Origin of the sequence: Oceanobacillus sp. J11TS1, from assembly GCF_018333215.1 — a bacterium.
Classification (GTDB): Bacteria; Bacillota; Bacilli; order Bacillales; family Amphibacillaceae; genus Oceanobacillus.
The window spans coordinates 48,929-71,094 of sequence record NZ_BORO01000003.1 but is presented as its reverse complement, the minus strand read 5'-3'; the positions used below and the strand labels follow the sequence as shown (position 1 = coordinate 71,094).

The 22,166-nt window shown below is 38.6% G+C and carries 20 protein-coding genes; 18 read left to right on the top strand and 2 right to left on the bottom strand.

Going from position 1 to position 22,166, the window contains the following annotated elements; translation table 11 throughout:
- The first annotated feature begins 87 nt into the window (after positions 1-87).
- The 4 genes from KI343_RS03740 (at position 88) to KI343_RS03725 (ending at position 2,769) form a co-directional block, all read left to right on the top strand.
- On the top strand, positions 88-411 hold the full coding sequence (locus tag KI343_RS03740; RefSeq protein WP_212925104.1) for a PadR family transcriptional regulator: 324 nt from the start codon (positions 88-90) through the stop codon (positions 409-411).
- A complete protein-coding gene (locus KI343_RS03735) occupies positions 408-1,277 on the top strand; it encodes a permease prefix domain 1-containing protein (protein ID WP_212925103.1) in 870 nt (289 codons plus the stop codon). The genes KI343_RS03740 and KI343_RS03735 overlap by 4 nt, the downstream gene beginning before the upstream one ends.
- Before the next feature lie 4 nt (positions 1,278-1,281).
- The gene (locus tag KI343_RS03730) at positions 1,282-2,292 is read left to right on the top strand and encodes a TolB-like translocation protein (RefSeq protein WP_212925102.1); all 1,011 of its coding nucleotides are present in this window, start codon (positions 1,282-1,284) and stop codon (positions 2,290-2,292) included.
- Positions 2,293-2,436: 144 nt separating this feature from the next.
- On the top strand, positions 2,437-2,769 hold the full coding sequence (locus KI343_RS03725; protein ID WP_212925101.1) for a YflT domain-containing protein: 333 nt from the start codon (positions 2,437-2,439) through the stop codon (positions 2,767-2,769).
- Positions 2,770-2,976: 207 nt separating this feature from the next.
- Here KI343_RS03725 and KI343_RS03720 read toward each other — a convergent pair whose 3' ends face one another.
- Together KI343_RS03720 and KI343_RS03715 are read right to left on the bottom strand one after the other, a co-directional pair.
- Complete coding sequence (locus KI343_RS03720) at positions 2,977-4,404, bottom strand: amidohydrolase family protein (protein ID WP_212925100.1); 1,428 nt, start codon at positions 4,402-4,404, stop codon at positions 2,977-2,979.
- Positions 4,405-4,442: 38 nt separating this feature from the next.
- Positions 4,443-5,993: a Na+/H+ antiporter NhaC family protein gene (locus tag KI343_RS03715; protein ID WP_212925099.1), complete on the bottom strand. Its 1,551-nt coding sequence runs from the start codon at positions 5,991-5,993 to the stop codon at positions 4,443-4,445.
- Between the two features lie 419 nt (positions 5,994-6,412).
- Between KI343_RS03715 and KI343_RS03710 the strand changes: the two genes are divergently transcribed.
- The 14 genes from KI343_RS03710 to KI343_RS03645 all read left to right on the top strand — a co-directional run bounded on the left by KI343_RS03710 (position 6,413) and on the right by KI343_RS03645 (position 22,102).
- Complete coding sequence (locus KI343_RS03710) at positions 6,413-7,210, top strand: SDR family oxidoreductase (protein ID WP_212925098.1); 798 nt, start codon at positions 6,413-6,415, stop codon at positions 7,208-7,210.
- A 26-nt stretch (positions 7,211-7,236) separates the two neighbouring features.
- The gene (locus tag KI343_RS03705; protein WP_212925097.1) at positions 7,237-9,120 is read left to right on the top strand and encodes a BglG family transcription antiterminator; all 1,884 of its coding nucleotides are present in this window, start codon (positions 7,237-7,239) and stop codon (positions 9,118-9,120) included.
- A 3-nt stretch (positions 9,121-9,123) separates the two neighbouring features.
- A complete protein-coding gene (locus KI343_RS03700; RefSeq protein WP_212925096.1) occupies positions 9,124-9,597 on the top strand; it encodes a transcriptional regulator GutM in 474 nt (157 codons plus the stop codon).
- Positions 9,581-10,132: a PTS glucitol/sorbitol transporter subunit IIC gene (gene srlA, locus KI343_RS03695; protein WP_212925095.1), complete on the top strand. Its 552-nt coding sequence runs from the start codon at positions 9,581-9,583 to the stop codon at positions 10,130-10,132. The genes KI343_RS03700 and srlA overlap by 17 nt, the downstream gene beginning before the upstream one ends.
- Positions 10,133-10,142: 10 nt before the next feature.
- The gene (srlE, locus tag KI343_RS03690; protein WP_212925094.1) at positions 10,143-11,177 is read left to right on the top strand and encodes a PTS glucitol/sorbitol transporter subunit IIB; all 1,035 of its coding nucleotides are present in this window, start codon (positions 10,143-10,145) and stop codon (positions 11,175-11,177) included.
- Between the two features lie 36 nt (positions 11,178-11,213).
- Positions 11,214-11,567, top strand: coding sequence for a PTS glucitol/sorbitol transporter subunit IIA (locus tag KI343_RS03685; RefSeq protein WP_212925093.1), 354 nt, complete (start codon positions 11,214-11,216; stop codon positions 11,565-11,567).
- 744 nt (positions 11,568-12,311) lie between these two features.
- Positions 12,312-12,854, top strand: coding sequence for a helix-turn-helix domain-containing protein (locus KI343_RS03680; RefSeq protein WP_212925092.1), 543 nt, complete (start codon positions 12,312-12,314; stop codon positions 12,852-12,854).
- A gap of 26 nt (positions 12,855-12,880) precedes the next feature.
- On the top strand, positions 12,881-14,926 hold the full coding sequence (locus KI343_RS03675) for a hydantoinase/oxoprolinase family protein (RefSeq protein WP_212925091.1): 2,046 nt from the start codon (positions 12,881-12,883) through the stop codon (positions 14,924-14,926).
- Entirely contained in the window at positions 14,927-16,684 is a 1,758-nt protein-coding gene (locus KI343_RS03670) for a hydantoinase B/oxoprolinase family protein (RefSeq protein ID WP_212925090.1), read from the top strand.
- Complete coding sequence (locus tag KI343_RS03665) at positions 16,674-16,991, top strand: cupin domain-containing protein (protein ID WP_212925089.1); 318 nt, start codon at positions 16,674-16,676, stop codon at positions 16,989-16,991. Before KI343_RS03670 ends, KI343_RS03665 begins: the two co-directional genes overlap by 11 nt.
- A 131-nt stretch (positions 16,992-17,122) precedes the next feature.
- Positions 17,123-18,454 carry a cytosine permease gene (locus KI343_RS03660; protein WP_212925088.1) on the top strand — a complete coding sequence of 444 codons (1,332 nt, stop codon included), beginning with the start codon at positions 17,123-17,125 and terminating at the stop codon, positions 18,452-18,454.
- 402 nt (positions 18,455-18,856) lie between these two features.
- Positions 18,857-19,621, top strand: coding sequence for a 2OG-Fe dioxygenase family protein (locus KI343_RS03655; RefSeq protein ID WP_212925087.1), 765 nt, complete (start codon positions 18,857-18,859; stop codon positions 19,619-19,621).
- A 230-nt stretch (positions 19,622-19,851) separates the two neighbouring features.
- Positions 19,852-20,697, top strand: a complete 846-nt coding sequence (locus KI343_RS03650; protein WP_212925086.1) for a MurR/RpiR family transcriptional regulator — start codon at positions 19,852-19,854, stop codon at positions 20,695-20,697.
- Positions 20,698-20,725: 28 nt separating this feature from the next.
- Complete coding sequence (locus KI343_RS03645) at positions 20,726-22,102, top strand: GntP family permease (RefSeq protein ID WP_212925085.1); 1,377 nt, start codon at positions 20,726-20,728, stop codon at positions 22,100-22,102.
- The last annotated feature ends 64 nt before the right edge of the window (positions 22,103-22,166 follow it).

The window sequence follows — 22,166 nt, the reverse complement described above, 5'->3', positions numbered from 1 at the left end:
AGGGTCGTCCTCTACAAAAACTTTATCTCCATACATTGCAATACGATGTACATCGTATTACAATATGCTTAAAGGGGTGATAATAAAATGGATCGAGAAATAATGAAGGGCAGCATTGATATTTTATTGCTTAATCTATTATCTGGAAGAGATATGTACGGTTACGAAATGGTAAAAGTGCTGAAAGATAAAAGTGATCAGCTGTACAACATGGGAGAAGGGACGCTGTATCCTGCCTTAAAGCGGATGGAAAAAAAGCAGTGGCTTCATTCCTACTGGTCGGAAACGGAACATGGAAGAAGGAAGTACTACCAGATAACAGATGAAGGTAGCGCCATTTTAGAAAAGAAACTGGAAGAATGGAACAGTATTCATCATTTAATAACGAAAACATCTGGAGATTTATCATGAATCGGATTGAAAAACATGTAGAAGAGGTGCTGAAACAGACGCAGAGTCCGGAAAATGAACGTGAAGAGATAAGGGAGGAATTACTTAGTCACTTAAATGAGGCGAAAAGTAATTATATCAGCGAGGGTTTCTCTGAAGAACAAGCAGAGGAAAAAGTAGTAGCTGCATTTGGGAATCCACGTTTGATTGGACGGGAGTTGCAGGAATCGATGTATCCGTTTCAAAGGGGATTATTGTATCTAATAGGAATTGTCACCATCTTATTCGGAGTTATTTTTTACGTAAACCTTATTTTTGTTATCCGTGAGCCAGCTCCTGTTTGGCTGATCATCCAGTTGCTGTCAGGAAGCATGGTCATGTTGGCAGCCATTAATATTTCTATTGTTGGCCGTTATTTTTATTTACTTAATGTTCTACTCATGGTCAATATTATCTGGAATGGCATTAATTTGATGATGATGCCAAGTTTGACACAGTTGCAGGCTATCTTTTTCAGTCTCTATTTGCTTATTTTAATTGGTCTGGGTTTCCTATTTGTTTTTCGGAATTCCTATTATTCTACTAAGCCAACAGATAATAAACATCGAAAAGTGCTCGTAAAATTTAGTTATATCATGAATCTGCTGTATGGAATTATCATTATCGTTTTGTGTTTATTCTTCTTATGGTCATTGGCTCTATTCTCTGGGATAAACATATATGCCTTTATTACGTTGATTCCGATTCTTATTTGGCTAATTTTTTATAAGTATCAAATGACATTCATCGCGAGAAAACCGGGTTTATCTCTTGCGACAGGACTATTGGTTTCTACATTAGCTATCGCGTTGTCCTTTGTCATTCTTCGCTTTTCTTTCGGGGGGTAAAAAAATGTCACTAAAAATGAAAAATATAAGCTTTATCTTCGGAATGATATTACTATTCCTCATTTTGTTGGGGATAGGCTGCTTAGCTGGAGGTTCTGAGGGCTATTCCGGGTTCGGTGAGTCTACAGATATTTCACCGGATGACCAGGAAATCGCCTTCGTCTATGAACATAATGGAGTATCTGCAATTTATACAGCACCTGTTAGCGGTGGAAATGCGGAATTAGAAGTGGAAGCCGCTGAAGGGAAATCCCTTCTTAACCCAACGTTCTCACCTGATGGCGAAAAAATTGCCTATGTTGAACAATGGGAAGAAGGTAATGAGCAGCCGTTTGGAAAGCTTATGATTGTTGATCGCACAAATGGAAAGATAAAAGAAATGACAGACGAGAAAGGTTTAGTGACTGAGGCAGCCTTTTCACCGGATGGTCAGTCTTTATTTTTCCTTGAAGCTGGTGTTCACACAAATTACTCTCCAATTGCATCAGAACGGCCTCATGAATTTGATATTTACCGTGTTGAATTAGATACAGAGGAGATTGAGCAGATTACTGCAAAAGCGGCTTATGATATGTCTGACTTGGATTTAACTCCTAATGGTGAAGCATTAATGTATCGAAGTTATGATGGGAGAGACCAGTTAATATTTCAGGATTTGGAAGATGGAGGCGAAACAACGGTTACCCCTATAGGAGATTTCGATGTCGATGTACCGATAATAGCTGCACCTGCATTGTCACCTGATGGAGAGTACGTTGCGTTCTCTGACGTAGCTAGGACAAGTGAAAATGGAAACTATATTTACGAAGGATACCGAATGGATTTGGAGACGAAGCAGGCAGAGCAAATTACGTCATTCGGTGAACATGTTACCAAACCAGTGTTTTTTAATAATCAAAATAAACTGGTTGTTACAGTGGATAAAGGGTTTGCTTCATCTGAGCCGGACTACAGCTATTGGGTGATTAGTGCGGATGGAGAAGAGCGTGAACGTATTCAAATAGAAGTTCCTTAAATAGTGTTTTTCGCGGTCATTTTGAAGTTGTGGTCATAGTTATAGCTAATTCAGTGGGAGAACAGCAAAATTCCCGCCGTTGGAAGTTTTATTTTAAGAGAACTGGGAAAACACATAATATAACATCCTAGGAGGTAATAAAATATGACTTTTGTAAAATCGTATACAAACGATGAAATGTTGGAAAATGACGTTAAGACATTAAAAGACAAAGACATTCATTCAAAGGATATTTATGTCCTCTCACATGATGATGACCGTACTGCACGTATTGTGAAAAACACAGAATTGCAAGGTATTGATTATAATAAGCAGGATATTGGAGAAGACTTTGAAAAACAAGGTGATGAATTAAGAGAAAAGCTGCGTGAACTTGGAATTTCTGATGAAGATGCCCGAGAATATGAAGAAGATATGGACGAAGGAAAAGTATTTCTAATTGTCAAAGACGATAAAGCAAAAAGCGCGCTAGGATAGATTTTTATTGGAAAATGATGAAATGGATAAATAGGAATATAGGATAAGTCGAACTGATTCTACTTTCAGAACCCTGAGTATATCGTTTTACGTAATGTAGGAAATCATGATGTGAGCTAAAAAGAAGAAAGCTTGTGTAGAAGTGAATAGAAGTCAGAGCCGCTTTTTAGCAATAAGAGCGGCTCTTTGATATGGAAAAAAATATGTTTATAATAGACCATCGCGAACCATGTTTAAGATATCGCTATCTGCTTTTAAAATGTCTTCCTCTGCTCGCCGGGCAATATTTTCCGCCACCCTTTGCGCTTTCGCAATTTCCTCTTTTTCATTGATTGTTACAATTTGTTTGTTTTCCACGATGATTTTACCATCAATAATGACTGTATCTACTTCATCGCCTCTTGCTGAATACACCAAGTTCGGCACGATATTGCGAATCGGTTTGGTTAAAACCGGGTAGAAGGTAGGAGCATTTAAATCTACTAAGATGATATCTGCCTTTTTGCCCTTGCGCAGACTTCCTACTTCATGTTCAATGCCCATGACTTTAGCGGCCTCGATGGTAGCCATCCTCAGCGATTGTGTTGCATGGAACACTTGCGGGTTTTTATATTTCACCTTGTTCAATATCGCTGCAAGCTTCATTTCATTAAACATATTATTACAGTTGTTTCCCGGTGCCTGGTCAGATCCTAAACAAGCTGGTCCTCCTGAATCCAGAAAATGCTGAACGGGCGGTACCATTCCGTCGATGATACCGATACTTCCGGCACAGTAAATCATGCTGGCACCGCTTTTTGCTATAAAAGCAGTCTCTTCATTTGTAGCTTCTGTCAAGTGTACTGCGATCAAACGTTCATTTAAGAAACCATGTTCATCCAGAAATGCAATGCTTCTTTTTCCATAACGCTTATTCATTTGATCAATTTCCCGATCCCCCTGTGCTACATGCATATGCAGTTTTGTATCTAGTTTTTCTGCATGATGTTTTAATTCTTTCAACAATTCCAGACTCATCATATCTGGACCATGTGGACCCAAGATTACTGTAATACGTCCATCCTCTGTATCATGATGGTTTTCATACAGTTCTAGATTACGATTCAACTTTGTTTCACCAATAGATGGTTCAAATGTATATAATTCACCTACAGGAAGGTCGCCGATGTTGTCCGGGATTTCATTTACTAATTCAGCTACTCTGGCACGGGCGCCTATTTTTTTATAGTTATTTACAATGAGATCCATTCTTCCGTCATAGTCGCAAAATGTTGTCGTGCCTGCTTTTATACCCTCGATAATATTTACCATGGAACCAGTGGCGCTTTCCTTTGGACGGAGGTGTTTTTGGAATGGCCACAATCCTTTCTGCATCCAGTTTGACATGTCCTGTGCGACACCCCTGAAGAGACAAATACCTGTATGAATGTGAGCATCAATGAAACCTGGCATAATTAACTTATTTGCAGCATTAATCTGTCTTTCAGCAGTATAATTACGCAAAATTTCCTGTGTCTGCCCCACTGCTTCAATTTTGTTATGTTTGATTGCAACTGCTCCGTCAGCAATATAGCCCACACCTTTTCCTTCCATTGTCATAAGATGCCCATTGTGAATAATGATATCAACCTTCATCTAAACAACTCCTTTGTGTAATCATACGATATTTTTTGCTAAGATGTTTTCTCCAAGGGGACAGACAAATCCGCTTTTTTCACTTTACGGTTCAAATAATACAAAATAACTAATAATACTGAAGCTGTAACGAGCAGGCTTACGACTGGGTTTTGTGTCAATCCTGCAAAAATAAAACCAATTCCAGACGAGGCTGCAATTATAATGGCGTATGGCAGCTGTGTTTTAACGTGTTCAATATGGTCCGCTGCCGCTCCTGTTGAAGCCATAATGGTTGTATCTGATATGGGCGAGCAATGATCCCCGAATAGTCCGCCGCTAATGACAGCACCAATAGCTATTGGTAAACTGATGTCTATTGCAGCAGCCATAGGTATTGCGATTGGCATCATAATCGAGAATACTCCCCAAGAACTTCCAGTAGCAAAAGCGATGAAAGCTCCAACCATAAATATAATTGCTGGAACAATAAATGACGGTAAGTAACTGCCAGTAATATGAGCTATATATTCTCCTAACCCCATCGTAGTGGCTATAGAGCCAATCGACCATGCCATAATCAGAATTAATGTAACGATCATTAATTTTAAAAGCCCATTTGTGAAATCTTCAAATAAATTCACTAATGATCTACCATAACGCAATTTTGCGTAGACAATACCGCCAGCAGAACCGCAAATAAAGCCACTAATGATACCGAGTACGATATCAGCATTTAAAAATGCACCTCTAAATCCATTTTCTCCAATATCGCCAGTCCAAAATATGACTGTAAATATTGTTCCTAGCAACAGTATCATAGGAATCAAAAAGCTAAATATATCTGCATCTTTTCTTTCGTTGTTCTGCGCATTTTCTTCGTCTTCATCCATCATCAATTTATCATTATCTCCATACAATTTTCCCGTCTTCATTGCTTTTTTCTCTGCTTGATACATGGGTCCGATATCTAAATTCATGTTAATAACGAATAGAACACCAATCATCGCAAAGACGCCATATAAATTATAGGGAACCATCTGTATAAATAGGCCCCACGGATTACCATTCATACTCAGTGCAGCAATTTGTGTTGCGATTAATCCTGTAATAAAAGGGCCGTAACTGCTAATGGGAGACATTGCGGCTAATGGACTCCCCATAGAATCTAATATATATGCTAATTTCACCCTTGAAATTTTTATTTTATCAGTAATGGGTCTGGTGACTGCTCCAAGTATTAAGACTGGCTCGGTATAAGAGAAAAGAAAAGAACTTCCCCAAACAAAATTTTGTGCTTTCCTTCTTGTATTGATTTTTTTCGTAGTAGTTTCGGCAAACGCCTGCGCAGCTCCGGTAGTGCGGAGAATGTTAACAAATCCCCCTGTCGTTGTAACAAGCAATAACAGGCTGGCATTCCATGGGTCAGCAATAGAGGGTATCATGGTGTCCGTAATTGTATATGTAAAACCTACTAGTGGATTCCAACTATTGATTATTGTTGCGCCAAGCCAGACACCTATAAATAAAGATATAATCGTTTGTTTTGTTATGATGGCAATAATGATTGCCAGTATTGGCGGTAATAGCGACAACACACCATATTCCATATCATCCATCTCCTTATTGTTTGTTAGCGCTTTCTGTTATCTGGTATCAATATTTTTAGTTTTCGTATGGAGTTGAGAAAATGATTACCAGAGAGCTAAGTATATTTCTCAATTATATACGAGGCGGAATTGATTGTATAGTGTTTATTTTTAGAATTTTTATTAAGTTATCCGGGGAAATAGTTTTTTATTTGAACGACGGGCATGAAGTTTTAGCCATTGAAAATGAATTAAGGAAAATTCCTGTTCCAAAGTTAAAAGTGCTGTAATTGAAAAAATGTATCTGAATACATAGAGACTAATTCGTGTTAACTAGATTATTTTCCATTTTTCCCAAATCTGCATAAAAGTCCAAATTAATTTTGAAAGCGATTAGAAATATAATGAATATGGAAGAAGAAAGAGGAGGCATCATCATCATGGAAAATAATTGGTTAAATATAGAGGATAAGGTTGTTATTGTAACAGGGGGATCATCCGGAATCGGCAGACAAATCGTTCAATCTCTTTTAGATAATGGTGCGGTTGTATATAACACAGATTTGCGCGACAATCCGATGGACCATCCGCGTTACCACTTTAAAGAAACAAATGTGACAGATGTAGAAGCGGTTCGCAGCACTGTCGCTTCTATCCTGGAAGAGCAATCTCAGATTGATGTATTGGTGAATAATGCAGGTATTAATTTACCAAGACTTTTAGTAGATGCAAAAGGGGAAAAGCCTGAATATGAAATTAATATGAAGGATCTGGACCTTATGCTTGGTGTTAATTTAAAAGGGCCTGTTCTTTTCAGTCAAGAAGTGTCCCGTTACTTCATTAAAGCGCAAAAAGGTGTTATCATCAATATCTCTAGTGAAGCTGGACAAGAAGGTTCTGAGGGACAAAGCATTTATTCTGCAACTAAAGCAGCTTTAATCGGATTCACAAGAAGTTGGGCAAAGGAATTAGGAAAGCATAATATTCGTGTTGTTGCCATTGCACCAGGAATCTTGGAAGAGACAGGATTAAGAACACAGCAATATGAAGAAGCACTTGCTTATACAAGAAATACAACAGTGGATCAATTAAATGGCGATTATTCTAAATCTATTCCAATTCGTCGTGTTGGTCAATTAACAGAAGTTGCTGATTTGGTATGTTACCTAAGTTCAGAGAAGTCAAGCTATATCACTGGAACAACAATCAATATCTCTGGGGGTAAATCAAGAGGTTAATCCCCAATTAGAATAGGGGAGGAGTTATGGAGCTTAATAAAAAGCATTTGAAAATAACAGAAGTGCTTATGTCGGAGACTATTTCAGCCGGAAAGCTTTCCCATCTAATGAATATATCGCAACGAACGCTATCCAATTATATAGCACAAATCAATGATTACTTTGAAGGCACTTCTCAAATCATAAAAGAGCACCATATTTTATCGATGCTTATTAGCGATGAAAATGGATTTTTAGAGCGGCTGGCAACTTTGAGACAAGAAATGAATAGCTATGAGAACGAATTGAGGGATCGGCTGGATGCTGTTTTTCATCATTTGTTAGATTACAAGAAGAGCACGATCGATGATATCGCTGAGGAGTTGTTTTTGAGCAAAAGTGTTATCAATAATACTGTGACGGATTTAAAAGATAAGCTGCAATCTTACGCAGTGGATATCAATGGAACACAAAATGTCGGGTTACGATTAGAAGGAAATGAGCTTGCGATTCGAAAAGTGATTATTGAACAGTTTCCTATTAGGTATCAAGAGCAGCCAATTCCTGAAGAAATGGAAAGCCATTTATTGGACTTGAAGAAGAAATATAGCTTAGATGAGTCCTCTTTTTCAAGATTGCGATTAGCTACACAAGTAACGCTATCTAGACTTGAAAACGGGAACTTTATCGATGCAGATTTAGGTATTGACCAACAGGTTTTTCAATCAGAAGACTTTAAAAGCTTTCAAGCATTAAAGGAAGCGATGACAAATAGATACGCTCTGGAAAAACCGAATCAGGAAATTTTTGTTATCGTTCTTCAACTGTTAGGACGCAGAGCTTCCATTGTTGATGAAATGATTAATGAGAATGAGCATTCGATGCTTGAGCGGGTTATAAAGAATACAATTCAAGACATTAATTATTATTACACGATTAAGATTGATGAATCGATGTTTAGTAAAGATATTCAGCTTCATATTAAACATTTAATCAATCGTTTGATTTTTGATGTAAAGGTAAATAACAATTTGATGGAAGATGTACAGCGGCGCTTTCCGTTTGCCTATGAGTTATCGAGTGTTTTGGCTGAAAATATTAAAAAAGAAATAAATATGGATGTCCCGCTTAATGAACTAGGTTTTCTATCGTTATATTTTAGTGTCTATTTGGAGCAATTAGAGCAGCAAATTCGTGAAATTAAGTCGGTTGCAATTATCACAAATCAAGGCCTGAGCACATCGAAGTTATTGACAATTAATTTACAGAAAATATTTAGTAATCAAATTGAAATCGGTTTATTTAATGAAGAGGCACTTGAAACAGAGGCAATTCAGCAATTCGATTTAATTGTTTCTACCGTTTGGACAAGTCGCTTGTTTAATAAAGTGGTCTATATTGAGAATATCCTGGATACCCAATTGCTGAAATTAAAAATAGAGCAATTCTTGGTTTATAAAGATGTGAAGAATAAAAAGTTATTCAATCAAAGTGTCCTTGTAGATTTTATTGAGGAAAAAGATTTTTACCATATCGATACGTTTGATTACTACGAAGATGTGATTCGCTTTTTGTCTGATGAAATGATCCGAGAAGGGGAAGTTGACGAGGCATTTACAGAGCGTATCATTGCGCGGGAACAAGCGAAATCAACAGTGGCAGGAAAATTAGCTTTCCCCCATGTAAGCCATCTTAAAAACGGTATTTTTATTAAAGTTGCTTTGTTGGATAAACCGTTGCGTGATTATCAAGATGTCAACATTGTTATCTTATTAGCTACACCAGATCAAGCTGGCAATGAAGCTATTTTGATTAGAGTTTATGAAGAAGTATTAGCAATGACTGCCAATAGTTATCTGCTTCATAAACTGACAAAGGATACGGATTATACATCGTTTGCACATATTTTAAATCAAGAAATGAGGAAGTAGCATATGTTTTTTATCATGCTAATTATAATTTTGGCGATTGGTTTTGTCGTCCAATATCTATTTGGTTTTGTGCAAATTAAGCATTTCACAAAACATTATACGGAGCTTAGAGAAAAGGGCCGTGTAGCAATTGGAAGACGTCCTGCGATTATCAGATCAGGAACACTTGTGTTATTTCAATTAAACAATAAAAACGAAATTGAGGAAGCCCGTTATATGCAAGGGGTGACCGTGTTTTCTAGGTTTAAGCAATTAAAGGGCTTAGAAGGGAAAAAGATAAATAAGCTTCGTGAAGCAGATTTTGCAAGCTGCAATAAGCTTTTAAAACGTGCCATTATAGACGCGCAACATACATTTAATGTGGTACAGGCAGGTGGAGAAATTGAACGAATCCCTTCACCAATGATGAAAGCAGTGAAAAAAGTAAATAAAATGTTCACAAAGAAAGGGGTCAGGAAACATGGACTTCATAGTTAAACTAGCGGAGGGGTTTATCAACCTTTTCCAAACAGGTGCAGATACATTTATTGACTGGATGGGATCTATCGTACCATTGGTTCTTATGTTACTCATCGCGATGAATACGTTAATTCAATTAGTTGGAGAGAATCGTATTAATAAAATTGCTCAAAAATCAGCGGGGAATCCATTGTTAAGATATATGGTTCTGCCATTTTTAGGTTCTTTTATGCTGGCAAACCCAATGGTGCACTCACTTGGTAGGTTTATGCCGGAAAAGTACAAGCCTAGTTATTTTGCAGCAGCAGGTCAGTTTGCTCATACAAGTAATGGGATTTTCCCTCATATTAATCCAGCAGAGTTATTTATTTTCTTGGGGATTGCAAGCGGAATTCAACAGCTTGGCTTACCGATGACAGATTTGGCCATTCGTTATTTACTGGTAGGTTTAGTTATGAACTTTATCGGTGGTTGGGTAACTGACTTTACAACAAGCTATGTAGAAAAACAGCAAAAAGTAAAATTAAGTAAAAAAGTACATGTAGAAGGGTAGGTTGCTGGCCATGAGTAAAAAGGTAAAAATAGTTAAAGGTTCCGGTGGCTTTGGTGGCCCTTTAGTAATCGGTGTAAATGGTAAAAAAGATAAAGTAATGTATGTGACAGGCGGTCATAAACCTGCCATTGTAGATAAAATTTGTGAAATTACTGGTGCTACTGCGGTAAACGGATTTGAAACTTCGGTGCCTGAAGATGAGATTATGGTTGCTGTTATTGATTGCGGCGGTACATTAAGATGTGGTATTTATCCGCAAAAAGGTATTCCAACTGTTAATATTATGGCAACAGGAAAAAGTGGTCCGCTAAGACAGTATATTACAGAAGAAATTTATGTATCGAATGTAGATGTGGATCAAGTAAGTGTAGCTGGTGAAGAAGAAGGAGCTGAAGAACCTTCTGAGACGGTTCAGCAGACTTCTTCTGAAGAAACAGAGAAAGAAACGGAGACAGAGCAAAAATCCACTTATTCTAAAGATAAGAAGATTATGGAGACAAGGGCAGAGCAAGAAAACAAAAGTTTGCTTACCAAAATTGGTTTAGGTGCGGGGAAAGTTATTAATACTTTCTATCAAGCTGCTCGTGACGCAGTAGAAACGATGCTGCATACAGTTATTCCTTTTATGGGATTTGTTGCTTTATTAATTGGTATTATCCAAGGTTCTGGTATTGGTGATTTATTTGCAAATATTATGTCACCGCTAGCAGGTAACATTTGGGGACTAATGGCTATTGGTTTAATTTGTTCATTACCATTTTTGAGTCCGTTACTCGGACCTGGTGGAGTTATTGGACAAGTACTAGGAACACTAATTGGTGTGGAGATTGGAAAAGGAAATATCCCGCCAAACTTAGCATTACCAGCATTGTTTGCAATCAATACACAAAATGCTGCTGACTTTATTCCAGTTGGTTTAGGTCTAGCAGAAGCAGAAACCAAAACAATTGAAGTCGGTGTACCATCAGTCTTGTATTCTAGATTCTTAAACGGTGTGCCGAGGGTATTTGTCGCCTGGCTGGCAAGTTTTGGACTCTATAAATAATTGAAAAAAGATTAATAAATTTAGGGGTGTTTTAACATGTATCAAACAACAATTAAAAGTATCGGAAAAGACGCAAAAGCATTTGAAGCAGAAAAAATGATGATCCTATTCGGAGATAATGCACCAAGTGAGTTAGCAGATTTCTGTTATGTGATTAATTTAGTATCTGTCGATGAAGAAATTAAAGCAGGAGATATTTTAAAACTGGATGATGTTTCTTATCAAATTACCAGTGTTGGTGATGCAGTAAGAAAGAACTTAAATGATCTAGGACATATCACATTGAAATTTGATGGAAGTACTGAGCCAGGACAATCTGGATCACTTTATTTAGAAGATAAAGAGATTGTTGAAGTGAAGCCTGGGAGTACGATTACAATTGAGAAGTAAGAGGTAACTTAATGATGAAGACCCTGTAAGCGAAGAAGAACAACTGCTGCTTATGGGGTTTTTTGCTCTCGTCGCTGACAAAAGTAGGATGAAGTATCAGGCTATTACCCTGTTTATAAGAGGGAGTATATCTCCATTTTTACGAAAAATCACAGCCTAATAGCCTTTTCTAATAAAAAACCGTTCTTTTCGTTGGTAAAAGAGCGGTTTTTATTAGAAAACAGATTATCTTGTCTGCGACATTTCAGCAATATCAAGTGCCGCTGGGTCAATTATATCATTCTCCTGTTCAAGAGCAATTATGTCTCGTTCTTCGTCGGTTAAATTATCATAAGTAAAGTCAGTTCTGCTCCTTAGTTGGACAAAGGGAAGTTTTATTGAAAGCAAGATTGCAGACATCAGAGTATACGTCTTGGGAATTCGGAGTTATTCCGTTTCGCCTTGGCTAAATCCACGCCCTTAACCTTCTACTAAATTTACTATCATTAAGTTTAAAAATTTATTTATATTGCTTTACGGAAGAAATGATAATTCTAATAAGGTAATTGAGGGTAATAAAAATTTAGGGTATCTAATAGACAATCTTTGAAGTTATTACTCTTCCTGATAGAAAGTTTACAGTATAAAGAATTGAGAAAGTTTTCTTTTAATTTTAAATAGATTATGCTAGTATGGTAAAAAATGAAGTGGAGGTGTAATAATTACTTTTATACTTTAAAAAATATGATATAAAGGAAAGGGTTAATGGAAAATATTCATAAGAAAATTAAAAGTCTCAGATTAGACCATGAAATGACATTAAAGGATTTGGCTGACCGTACAGGACTTTCGATTAGCTTCCTGTCACAGATTGAACGTGGCTCCTCTTCGTTGGCTATAACGTCATTAAAAAAAATAGCAGATGCCTTTAATATTCATATCACTTATTTTTTTAATGATATTGAAAATCATAATTATGTTGTACGTAAAGAAGAAATGAAAACGTTTAAGCTGGAAGGTACGGATAAGGTTTATACACGACTGGCTGGGAAATTTCCAGAGAGAAAAATGGAACCGATTATGGTTACCATCCCTGCAAACACATCTTACGTGGAACGTTATAGTCATCCGGGGGAGGAATTTTATTATGTTATTGAAGGCAGTGTAGTTTTTAGAATAGAAGAACAAGAGTATCTATTAAATCCTGGAGACTCGATTCATTTTCCATCTGAACAAGTGCATGAATGGAAGAATCCTTCGAATCAGGAAACGGTGCTGTTAAGTGTTTTGACGCCGGTTATATTTTAGAATCTAAAAGAAAAAGGGTGAATGGAATGAGAGTTGCAACAGATATTGGCGGAACGTTTACAGACCTGGTTTATGTCAATGAAAAAGGGCTGGTTGAAATAGCAAAGGATCATACCACTCCGCCGAAATTTGAAAAGGGAGTAATAAATGTAATAGATAAAAATATCCCCAATAAAGAGGATATTTCCACGTTTATTCATGGAACGACCGTAATCATTAACGCGTTAACTGAAAGAAAAGGTGCTAAAACCGGTTTAATCACAACCAGAGGTTTCAGGGATATTTTAGAAATTGCTCGGGGAAACCGGCCTGATTTATTCAATATCAGATATAAAAAGCCAGAGCCGTTTATTGAACGTTATTTAAGAAGAGAAGTGGATGAACGTCTCAATTACAAAGGGGAAGAATTGACGGCCTTAAATACAGATCAGATTAGGGAAATCATAGATTATTTCAAAAAAGAGAAGGTTGAGGCAGTTGCAGTAGCGTATCTGCATTCTTATGTCAATCCTAGTCATGAGAAGGAAACAGTTCAGATTATTAAGAAATTATGGCCAGAGGTGGCAGTGTCTGCCTCTCATGAAGTGACCCAGGAATGGCGGGAATATGAGAGGACGAATACAGTTGCCTTGAATGCCTATGTAAAACCTGCAGCAGCTAATTATGTGAATAAAATGCAAAGCGAACTCACGGAATTCAATCAAACCAGCCAAAATTTCATTATGCAATCGAATGGCGGGACAACGACCTTTGAAGAATCAAAGAAAGTTCCAATAAACATGGTCGAGTCTGGACCGGTAGCAGGGATTTATGGAGCTGCGGTGCTGGGAAACCTGATTGGCGAGAAGAATCTTATTGCTTTCGATATCGGCGGTACAACAGCAAAATGTTCTTTAATCGAAAATGGTGAAGTTAAAGTATCCACAGATTATTACATTGAGCGGAATGATCGTAATGCCGGTTATCCCATTAAAGCGCCGGTTGTAGATATCGTTGAAATCGGGAATGGGGGAGGTTCGATTGCCTGGCTGGACGATGCAGGTTCATTAAAGGTAGGTCCTCAATCTTCCGGAGCATTACCTGGTCCAGTTTCTTACGGTCAAGGAGGAACAGAACCTACAACAACGGATGCAAACTTATTAACTGGCCGCCTCTCAGCGAAGAACTTTGATTATGATGTCGACTTAGACTTAGTAAAAAACGTTATTCAAGATAAAATTGCCAGCCATTTTGGCATATCTGCGGAAGAAGCAGCGCTCGGAATCATCCAAATAGCCAATTCCAATATGCTGAATGCTCTCAAATTAATATCCATTCGTAAAGGGCATAATCCGCAAGACTTTACATTGGTTGCTTTCGGGGGCGGAGGTTCTATGCATGCGCCGGCTTTAGCAAAAGAACTGGGTGTGAAAAAGGTTATTATTCCAATAGCATCTCCTGTATTTTCTGCCTGGGGAATGCTTATGAGTGATCTTCGTCACGACTATATTAAAACGTATATTGCCAGAGTGGGAGAATTAAAGATTGGTGAATTGATGAAACAATGGAATGAAATTGAACTGGATGGCCGTAGTCAATTTGCGCAAGAGGAAATTGAGGAAAAAGATGTGGTATTCCACCGGTTTGCTGATATGCGTTATATTGGTCAGGAGCATACAGTAAAAGTTCCTGTTCCATCAGGAGAATGGACAGAAAAACAGCTGGGTGATGTTGTCGAAAAATTCCATGAACTTCACGAGAAAAATTTCACATTCAGACTGGATGGCACAGAAACCGAAATTGTCAATCTACACGTAACGGCATTTGGAAAAGTAGAAAAGCCTGTTATCCGGAAGATAGAGCGGCATACAACGCTGGAAGAAGCGAAAATAGAGACAAGAAATGTATTTTTTGATGAACCAGTCGGCTGGGTAGAAACGGATGTCTACCAGCGGGAGTTATTACCTGTCCACGAACCGGTTCAGGGGCCGGCGATTATTGAGGAGAAAGCAGCTGCCACCGTTATTTATGACGGACAGATACTGATGGTGGACGATTATGGAAATTTAATCATTGAAACGGGGGCGAATTAAATGAGAAATGAAAAAGAAATCAATCCATTTACTTTGGAAGTGGTAAAAGATTCTTTGCTTGCTGCCGGGGATGAAATGTTTATTGCTCTGGCTAAAACCTCCATGAGCCCGATTATTTATGAAGTACTCGATTATGCCAGCGGATTAACCGATTCCAAGGGACAGCTGCTGACACAAGGTAATGGTGTAACAGGATTTATCGGTATGCTTACTTTTATGGTAAAGCAAACATTGAAAAAATATGGTCATAAAGGCCAGCTGAAGCCGGGAGATATTATTATCATTAATGATCCTTATGGTGGCGGCGGATCTCATCTGTCGGATGTCGGGCTTGTCATGCCGATTTTTCATGAAGGGGAGTTAATCGCATTTTCTGCTAATAAAGCACACTGGACCGAGGTCGGCGGGAAAGATCCAGGATCCTTTACCAATGATTCAGTGGATATTTTTCAGGAAGGATTGCAATTTCCGTCCGTTAAATTATATGACGGAGGGGTACTGAACGAAGGGATCGTAGAAATAATTCGTGCCAATGTCCGTTTTCCCGACTTATCTTTGGGCGATATGTGGGCGCAAGTGGCTGCATTGAAAACGGGAGAAAGACGGTTGAAGGAAATTTGTTACAAGCACGGGAAAGATACCGTTTTGGCAGCGATTGACTATCAATTGGATCACGGAGAGACCATTTCTCGAAAAGAGTTGCAAAAATTACCGAAGGGAACGTTTACGGCAAATGGTTTTGTCGAGACAGACGGAATTGGAAATGGACCGTTTCCAATTCAAGTGGAAGTGACCATTACAGATGAAAAATTTGTATGTGATTTTAGAGGCAGCAGCCCACAGGTTCCCGGCTCTGTTAACTGTTCTTTTACAGGACTTGCATCTGCAGTTCGAACCATCTTTTTGGCTATTACCAATCCGGATCAGGATGTTAATGATGGTGTATTTAGGCCGTTGGAAATTATTGTGGACGAAAGATCAATCATGTCTGCGGAGCGCCCGGCTCCAACTTCCAATTACTATGAGACTATGCTTGGTTGTGCCGATTTAATTTGGAAATCGCTGGCACCGCATATTCCGCACAGATTGGCGGCTGCACATTTATTATCTGTGTGCGCTGTGACGTTATCCGGTGTGCATCAAGATACAAAAGAACCATTCTTGATTGTAGAGCCTTCTGTTGGCGGCTGGGGCGGAGCTGACGGACAAGATGGTGCGAGTGCCCAATTCTGTATTCTTGATGGGGAAACATATAATGTACCAGTAGAGGTTGCGGAAACACGATATGGTGTGATGCTTGACGAGTACAGCCTGCGAATGGATGGAACGGGAGCAGGAGAATACATCGGGGGGAAAGGTGTCATCCGCTCTTACCGTGCTATGACAGATAATCAATCGGCAACCGTTACATTTGGCCGCAATCAGTACAGGCTTTGGGGTACCAATGGCGGCTTGGATGGATCTGTGAATGAATTTTATATTCAAAAAGCAAATGGAGAAAAAGATGGCCCATTTGGTGTTTATCCGCGTTATCCTCTAGCCAAAGGCGATGTCCTGCAGCTGATGACTGCGACAGGTGGCGGATATGGGAATCCATTGAAACGTCCTGCCGAACAGGTGGCAAAAGATGTGAAAAATGAATATTATACTGTGGATGAAGCGAAAGCGTTGTTTGGTGTAAAAGTAGATCCTAAGTCCATGGAGTATGAAGAGCTCGCAATCAGACAACATGTTGGAGGACAAAAGAATGAAAATTAAAAAAGAGAGCTTTCTTGAAATGGGGCTTTTAGAGCTGTTTCAGGAGAAAACCGGAAATGTTAATCTGAAATTCGGTACGGTGACGATTGCTCCTGGAGAAAGAATACCAAAGGAAGGTTTTTCCTTACATGAAGAAAATGAATATGCAGTAATTATTGAAGGAGAAGTAGAAGGTGAAAGTGGTGGACAGGCATTTCACACCCCGGCAAATTGTTCTACCTTTATTCCTGCTGGAGAAGCGCATTGGACAAAAAATATAGGGGATAAGCCTTGTAGAGTAGTTTGGGTGCTGCTGAAGGAACAATAAAGAAAATATGTTATAAGGTAGCAGAGAAATTATTCCTGCTACCTTAGCTAAAATTATGGGAATATTCTATATAAGTAAATTGACTGTCCGTCAGTTAATACATGTTCAGTCAATCAAGAAGGAGTCAGGATATGGATAATCAAACACAAAAGAGCATTATCAGTAAAGATGAAGCACTAAAATCGGTACCTTTAGATCAGCGTCAGCATTGGTTAACGCCGGCTGTCATTTTTGGAGGTTTAGAATTTACCATACCGGTGTTAATGGTAGGTGCTACTTTAATAGGGAGTTATGGCCTGGGTAAGATCTTTTTCATTTTAGTTATTGCTCTTTTCGCAATCCAATGGGTTGGAAATACATTGCAAGGTTATATCGGAGCAAAAACCGGGCGTTCTTCTTCCGTTATTGCCAGAACAAGTTTTGGGTCGGTACAGGCTAGGCTTATTGTAGGGTTAACGATTTTTGTCATTTCTTTAGGATGGTGGGCGGTCCAGACAGCTGTGGCCGGGAATGCAATTGCAGCAATGTTTGGCGTCGACTATACAAAGCAGTGGGGGCTATGGGCGCTGATTACAGTTATAGCAGGACTGGTATTTGCGGTACCTTCCATTATTGGATATGGTTCGATGAAGTGGACAGATTATATTGCTGTGCCGGCCGGTTTATTGTTGATTGGTGGAGGAATTTATTATGCTTTACGAAATACAGGCTGGGAGACCATTTCAAGCTGGAATCCGGAACCTTCGATAGGAATACTGGCGGCGATTAGTCTTGTTATCGGTGTGAATGTCTCGCAATGGGTGATTGCTTCCGACTATACCCGCTATGCAAAACCGACAGTAAAGGATAACCTTCTTATCCCTATAGGAATTGTTTTGGTCGGATTTCCTTTATTTATTGTTGGAGCGGTAATGTCTGTCGGCGTAGGGGATGCAGATATTGTAAATGTTATGCTGAATCTGGGCTTTCCAGTTTGGGGCTTTTTAATTTTATGGCTTGCCACCTGGACGAGTCAGCTGGTGAATAACTACAGCATGGGCTTGGCGCTGGCTAATATGCTGAATGTAAATTCGAATAAGGGAAGAGCAGGGTTGACATTTGCAGGTACCATATTAGCGATTATTGTTGCATTAATGGGTATCCTTGATTATTTTATGGATTTCTTATACTTGACAGCATTGGTATATCCAGCAGTTGGAGGAGTAATGATGGCGGACTTCTTTTTTATCCGTAAACGTACGTGGAAAGATCAGCCAGGCTGGAACTGGATGGCTACAATCGCCTTAGTTATTGGTACGGCAGTTGGCTACATCACGCAATATGTTGTCTTTTTTGGACTACCTGCTGTTCAATCTTTGCTTGTTGCTGCCTTTGTTTATTTCATTGCAATGAAAATCAAAGCAAAAGTTGCCCCAGACCATTTTACGGAAGTGACTACAGTTGAAACGAAAATAGGTGCTTAGTAAAAACTTAAAGTAATTTATAGCTATTAAGCAGCATAACCTTACACAAAAGAAGGATTTTGGGTTTTATGTGTAAGGAGCATTTGCTTAAGAACACTATCATCCGAGAAAGCTATTATTTGGTTCTATTGTAGGTTAGAAGGATGGAAAATGGAGAGACCACTCCCCATTTTTGTATTGATATTTTGTAGTTGGACTTTTATATCGGATTCATCTTCCAATATTGTAAAGTAAGCATTGGTTTAATTACAATTAATAAGGGTGCCAAAAATTCCTATATGTACTTTACTCAATCCTTTATGACAGTCTATTTGTCTTTTCATCTCGAATCCTCTAAAATAATTAGTTGGTATTGTGTAGGTAAACACAATCTGTTCATAGACAAATAAAGGAGTAATATAGATGAGTAATTTAAAGGAAAAAGGCTATGCGCGGTATGATTTAATGCAGCAATTAGACTATGAAGGCATAGAAGCAGATTATCAAGCTTTATTAGATTATTTTGAGGATCTGCCTATTGACGAATATGCAAAAGGATTAAATCGTTATAGAAGATATTCGCGTGCACTCGTGCTGCCAACCTCTGGTCAGATTGAATGGCTTCCAACGTTAACGAAAGATGGAGGAGAATATTCCGCATACTTCCAAGGGAAGTTCAATCCGGAATATCCAGGATCTTACCGCGAGTTTCCTTGTATAGGTAAAGAAATACAGGAAAACAAGCTCTTGGAAAAAATTATTCTTTTCGATTATCATGAAACTTTTTGGAAGGAAGAAGACCGCATTATGCCAATTCACGTTGGTGTGCATTTTGTGAAGCTGTATGTGGAAAATGACTCTGACAAAGCTGTTTCTTCACCAAATTGTTTTCATCAGGACGGAGAACCATTTACTTTTGCTCATTTAATCAAAAGAGAGAATGTCAAAGGCGGTACAAATGCAATTGGTGTTCCTAAAGCAGCCGGGGAAAATTTTGATACAGTTAATCAAGATGACGTAATAGAAGTTTTTGAAATCACAAAGCCTTTGGAGTCATATGGGGTAGAGGATTCAAGCGTTTCTCACTATGTCAGCCCTATTGAAAAAGGCGATGATGACGAAGCTGGCGTGCGTTCTGTAATCTTAATTGATTATCAACAAACTGTTGTGGCAGATATGGATGAATAAATATCTGTAGTAGAAAAAAGGAATAGCCTATCTGAAATTTGCTTCAGATAGGTTATTCTTTTTTAGTGCTGTTGTAGTTGTTTATATGTTTTGTATTTTGTAATAAAACTACTATAAAGTAGTGGATTCAGTAGTAAAACTACAAATAAAACATTTTATTCAAAAAAATATCTTGTTTTTGATGAATTTCTGTAGTAATATTACTACAGAAACGGAATGAGGGGGAGGAAATGGAAAGTTTTCAGCATCGAATTCAAACTAAAAAGAAATCGCTTACAGATGTAGAACATAAGATTATACATCAATTACAGATACATGAGAAACCTTTCTTGCTATCGATGAATGAATTGGCTGGACTCAGTAAAGTTAGTGAGCCAAGTGTCGTTCGTTTCTACCGCAAGCTTGGTTATAACAGTTATCAAGAATTGAAGGTAGCTCTGGCACAGGAACAGGCAGACTATCAACAGGCGAGCCCTGCACAAATGGACATTTTGCCTGGAGATGAAATCGGTACCATATTTGAAAAGATTGGAAAGCAATTTTTTCAAGCGATTAAGCTGACAAAAGCAAAAATGAATGAAGAGAAGATTCGTGAAGCAGTGGGCAGACTGATATCAGCGAATCAAATCTATTTCATTGGCCAAGGTTTGTCAGGAACCGTAGCGGAGGATGGCGCTCATAAATTTATGAGGCTTGGCGGGAAAGCGGTTGCGGTGAAAGATCCGCATTATCAAGCTATTTATGCAGGCCACATGACAGAGAGGGATGTCGTGATAGCTATTTCCCATTCAGGGGAAACCATTGATACGATTCATGTTAGTGAAATGGCGAGGCATAATGGCGCGTTTTTAATTGTTATTACGTCAAATGAAAACGTTTCACTTGCGAGGATGGCAGATTGTTTGCTGTTAACGCAGGCAAGTGAAACCAACAGGCAGTCCGATGCAATGGTCTCCAGGCTAATTCAGTTAACCATGATGGATACATTATATACAAAAATGGCAGCAGAGCTTGGAGAAGAAGGAATGAGACAAATTAATTTATCTCGTCTGGCAGTGACGAGGATGAAGAGGTAAGTGTTCAAACAATGGGGGAAGATAAAATATGTTAACGGGTAATGGATTGATTATTGGTTTTGTAGTTGCTTTAGTTATTCTTTTTGTACTGATTATTCGTTTTAAATGGGATGCTTTTATCGCATTACTAGTTGTCGCAATCGGGATTGGACTTGCTTCAACGATTCCTGCTAAGGAGGTTCCTGAGATTATCGCCACAGGATTTGGTAATACACTCGCTGGGGTAGGGATTTTGATCGGTTTAGGAATTATTTTCGGACAATTTTTAGCAGCATCAGGAGCAATAGAAAAAATTGCAAGTTCGATGCTAAAGGTTTTTGGAGTGAAAAATTCACCATATGCCATGGCTGCTACATCGACAACAGTTGCTATTCCAGTGTTTTTTGATGCTGCATTTATTATTTTACACAAGCTGATTTACAGCTTATCTTTGCGGACGAAGATCTCCTTAGCAACATTTGTGGCTATTCTAGCTATTGGGCTGATTGTTTCACATAGCCTAATTATTCCAACACCAGGTCCACTAGTTGTCGCAGATCAGATGGGTGTAGATATTGGCGTATTCTTCATCTATGGACTACTTGTAGCTATTCCTGCAACACTTGTGGGTGGAGTGATGTATGGAAAGATAATCGGGAAACGTATCCCAAATGGAAATCGGTTAGACGATGCGAAGAAGGAATTAAAAGAAAATGAACAAGCGGAGAAAGATCCAAATCGTAAGGAGCTGCCAACTTGGCTAGCGTATGCAATGCTGGGTCTGCCAATTGTATTGATACTATCAAATACAGTTGTTAACAATGTCATATTACAAGATAACTCTGAAGCGATGCTCGGGAAAATTTTTGGGGTTATCGGTGATAAAAACAGTGCCTTGCTTATTAGCGTCATTGTTGCTACTTTCCTATTAAAGCCATACATCAAAGAAAAGACGACTACTGTTATGAAAGAGGCATTTGATTCTTCAGGAATGGTTCTTTTAATCACAGGTGCTGGGGGAGCTTTTGGGCAAGTTGTTCAACAAACAGGGTTGGGAGAACTGCTTGTAGATCTGATGACGGAATTTAATATGCCGGCATTAATTTTAGGGTTTGTTTTTGCTCAAATCTTGAGAGCTTCTCTCGGAAGCGCCACAGTAGCACTTGTTACAACTTCCTCTATCTTAGGTCCATTAGCAATAGAGTTGGGTGTATCACCGGTTCTATTAGGACTAGCCATTTGTGCGGGCGGCATTGGTCTATCTCTGCCGAATGATTCTGGGTTCTGGGTAGTGAATAAATTCGGACGCCTGTCCGTTACAGAAACAATTCGTGTTTGGAGCTTAGGAGGATTTGCAGCTGGTTTAACAGCACTAGTAGTGGTTCATCTGTTAAGTGCACTATCTGGTTTCTTGCCAGGTCTTTAATCATAAATAAAATGAGGGAGGCTGTTGAGAAGAATATTTCAACATCCCTTTATGTTTTCAAACT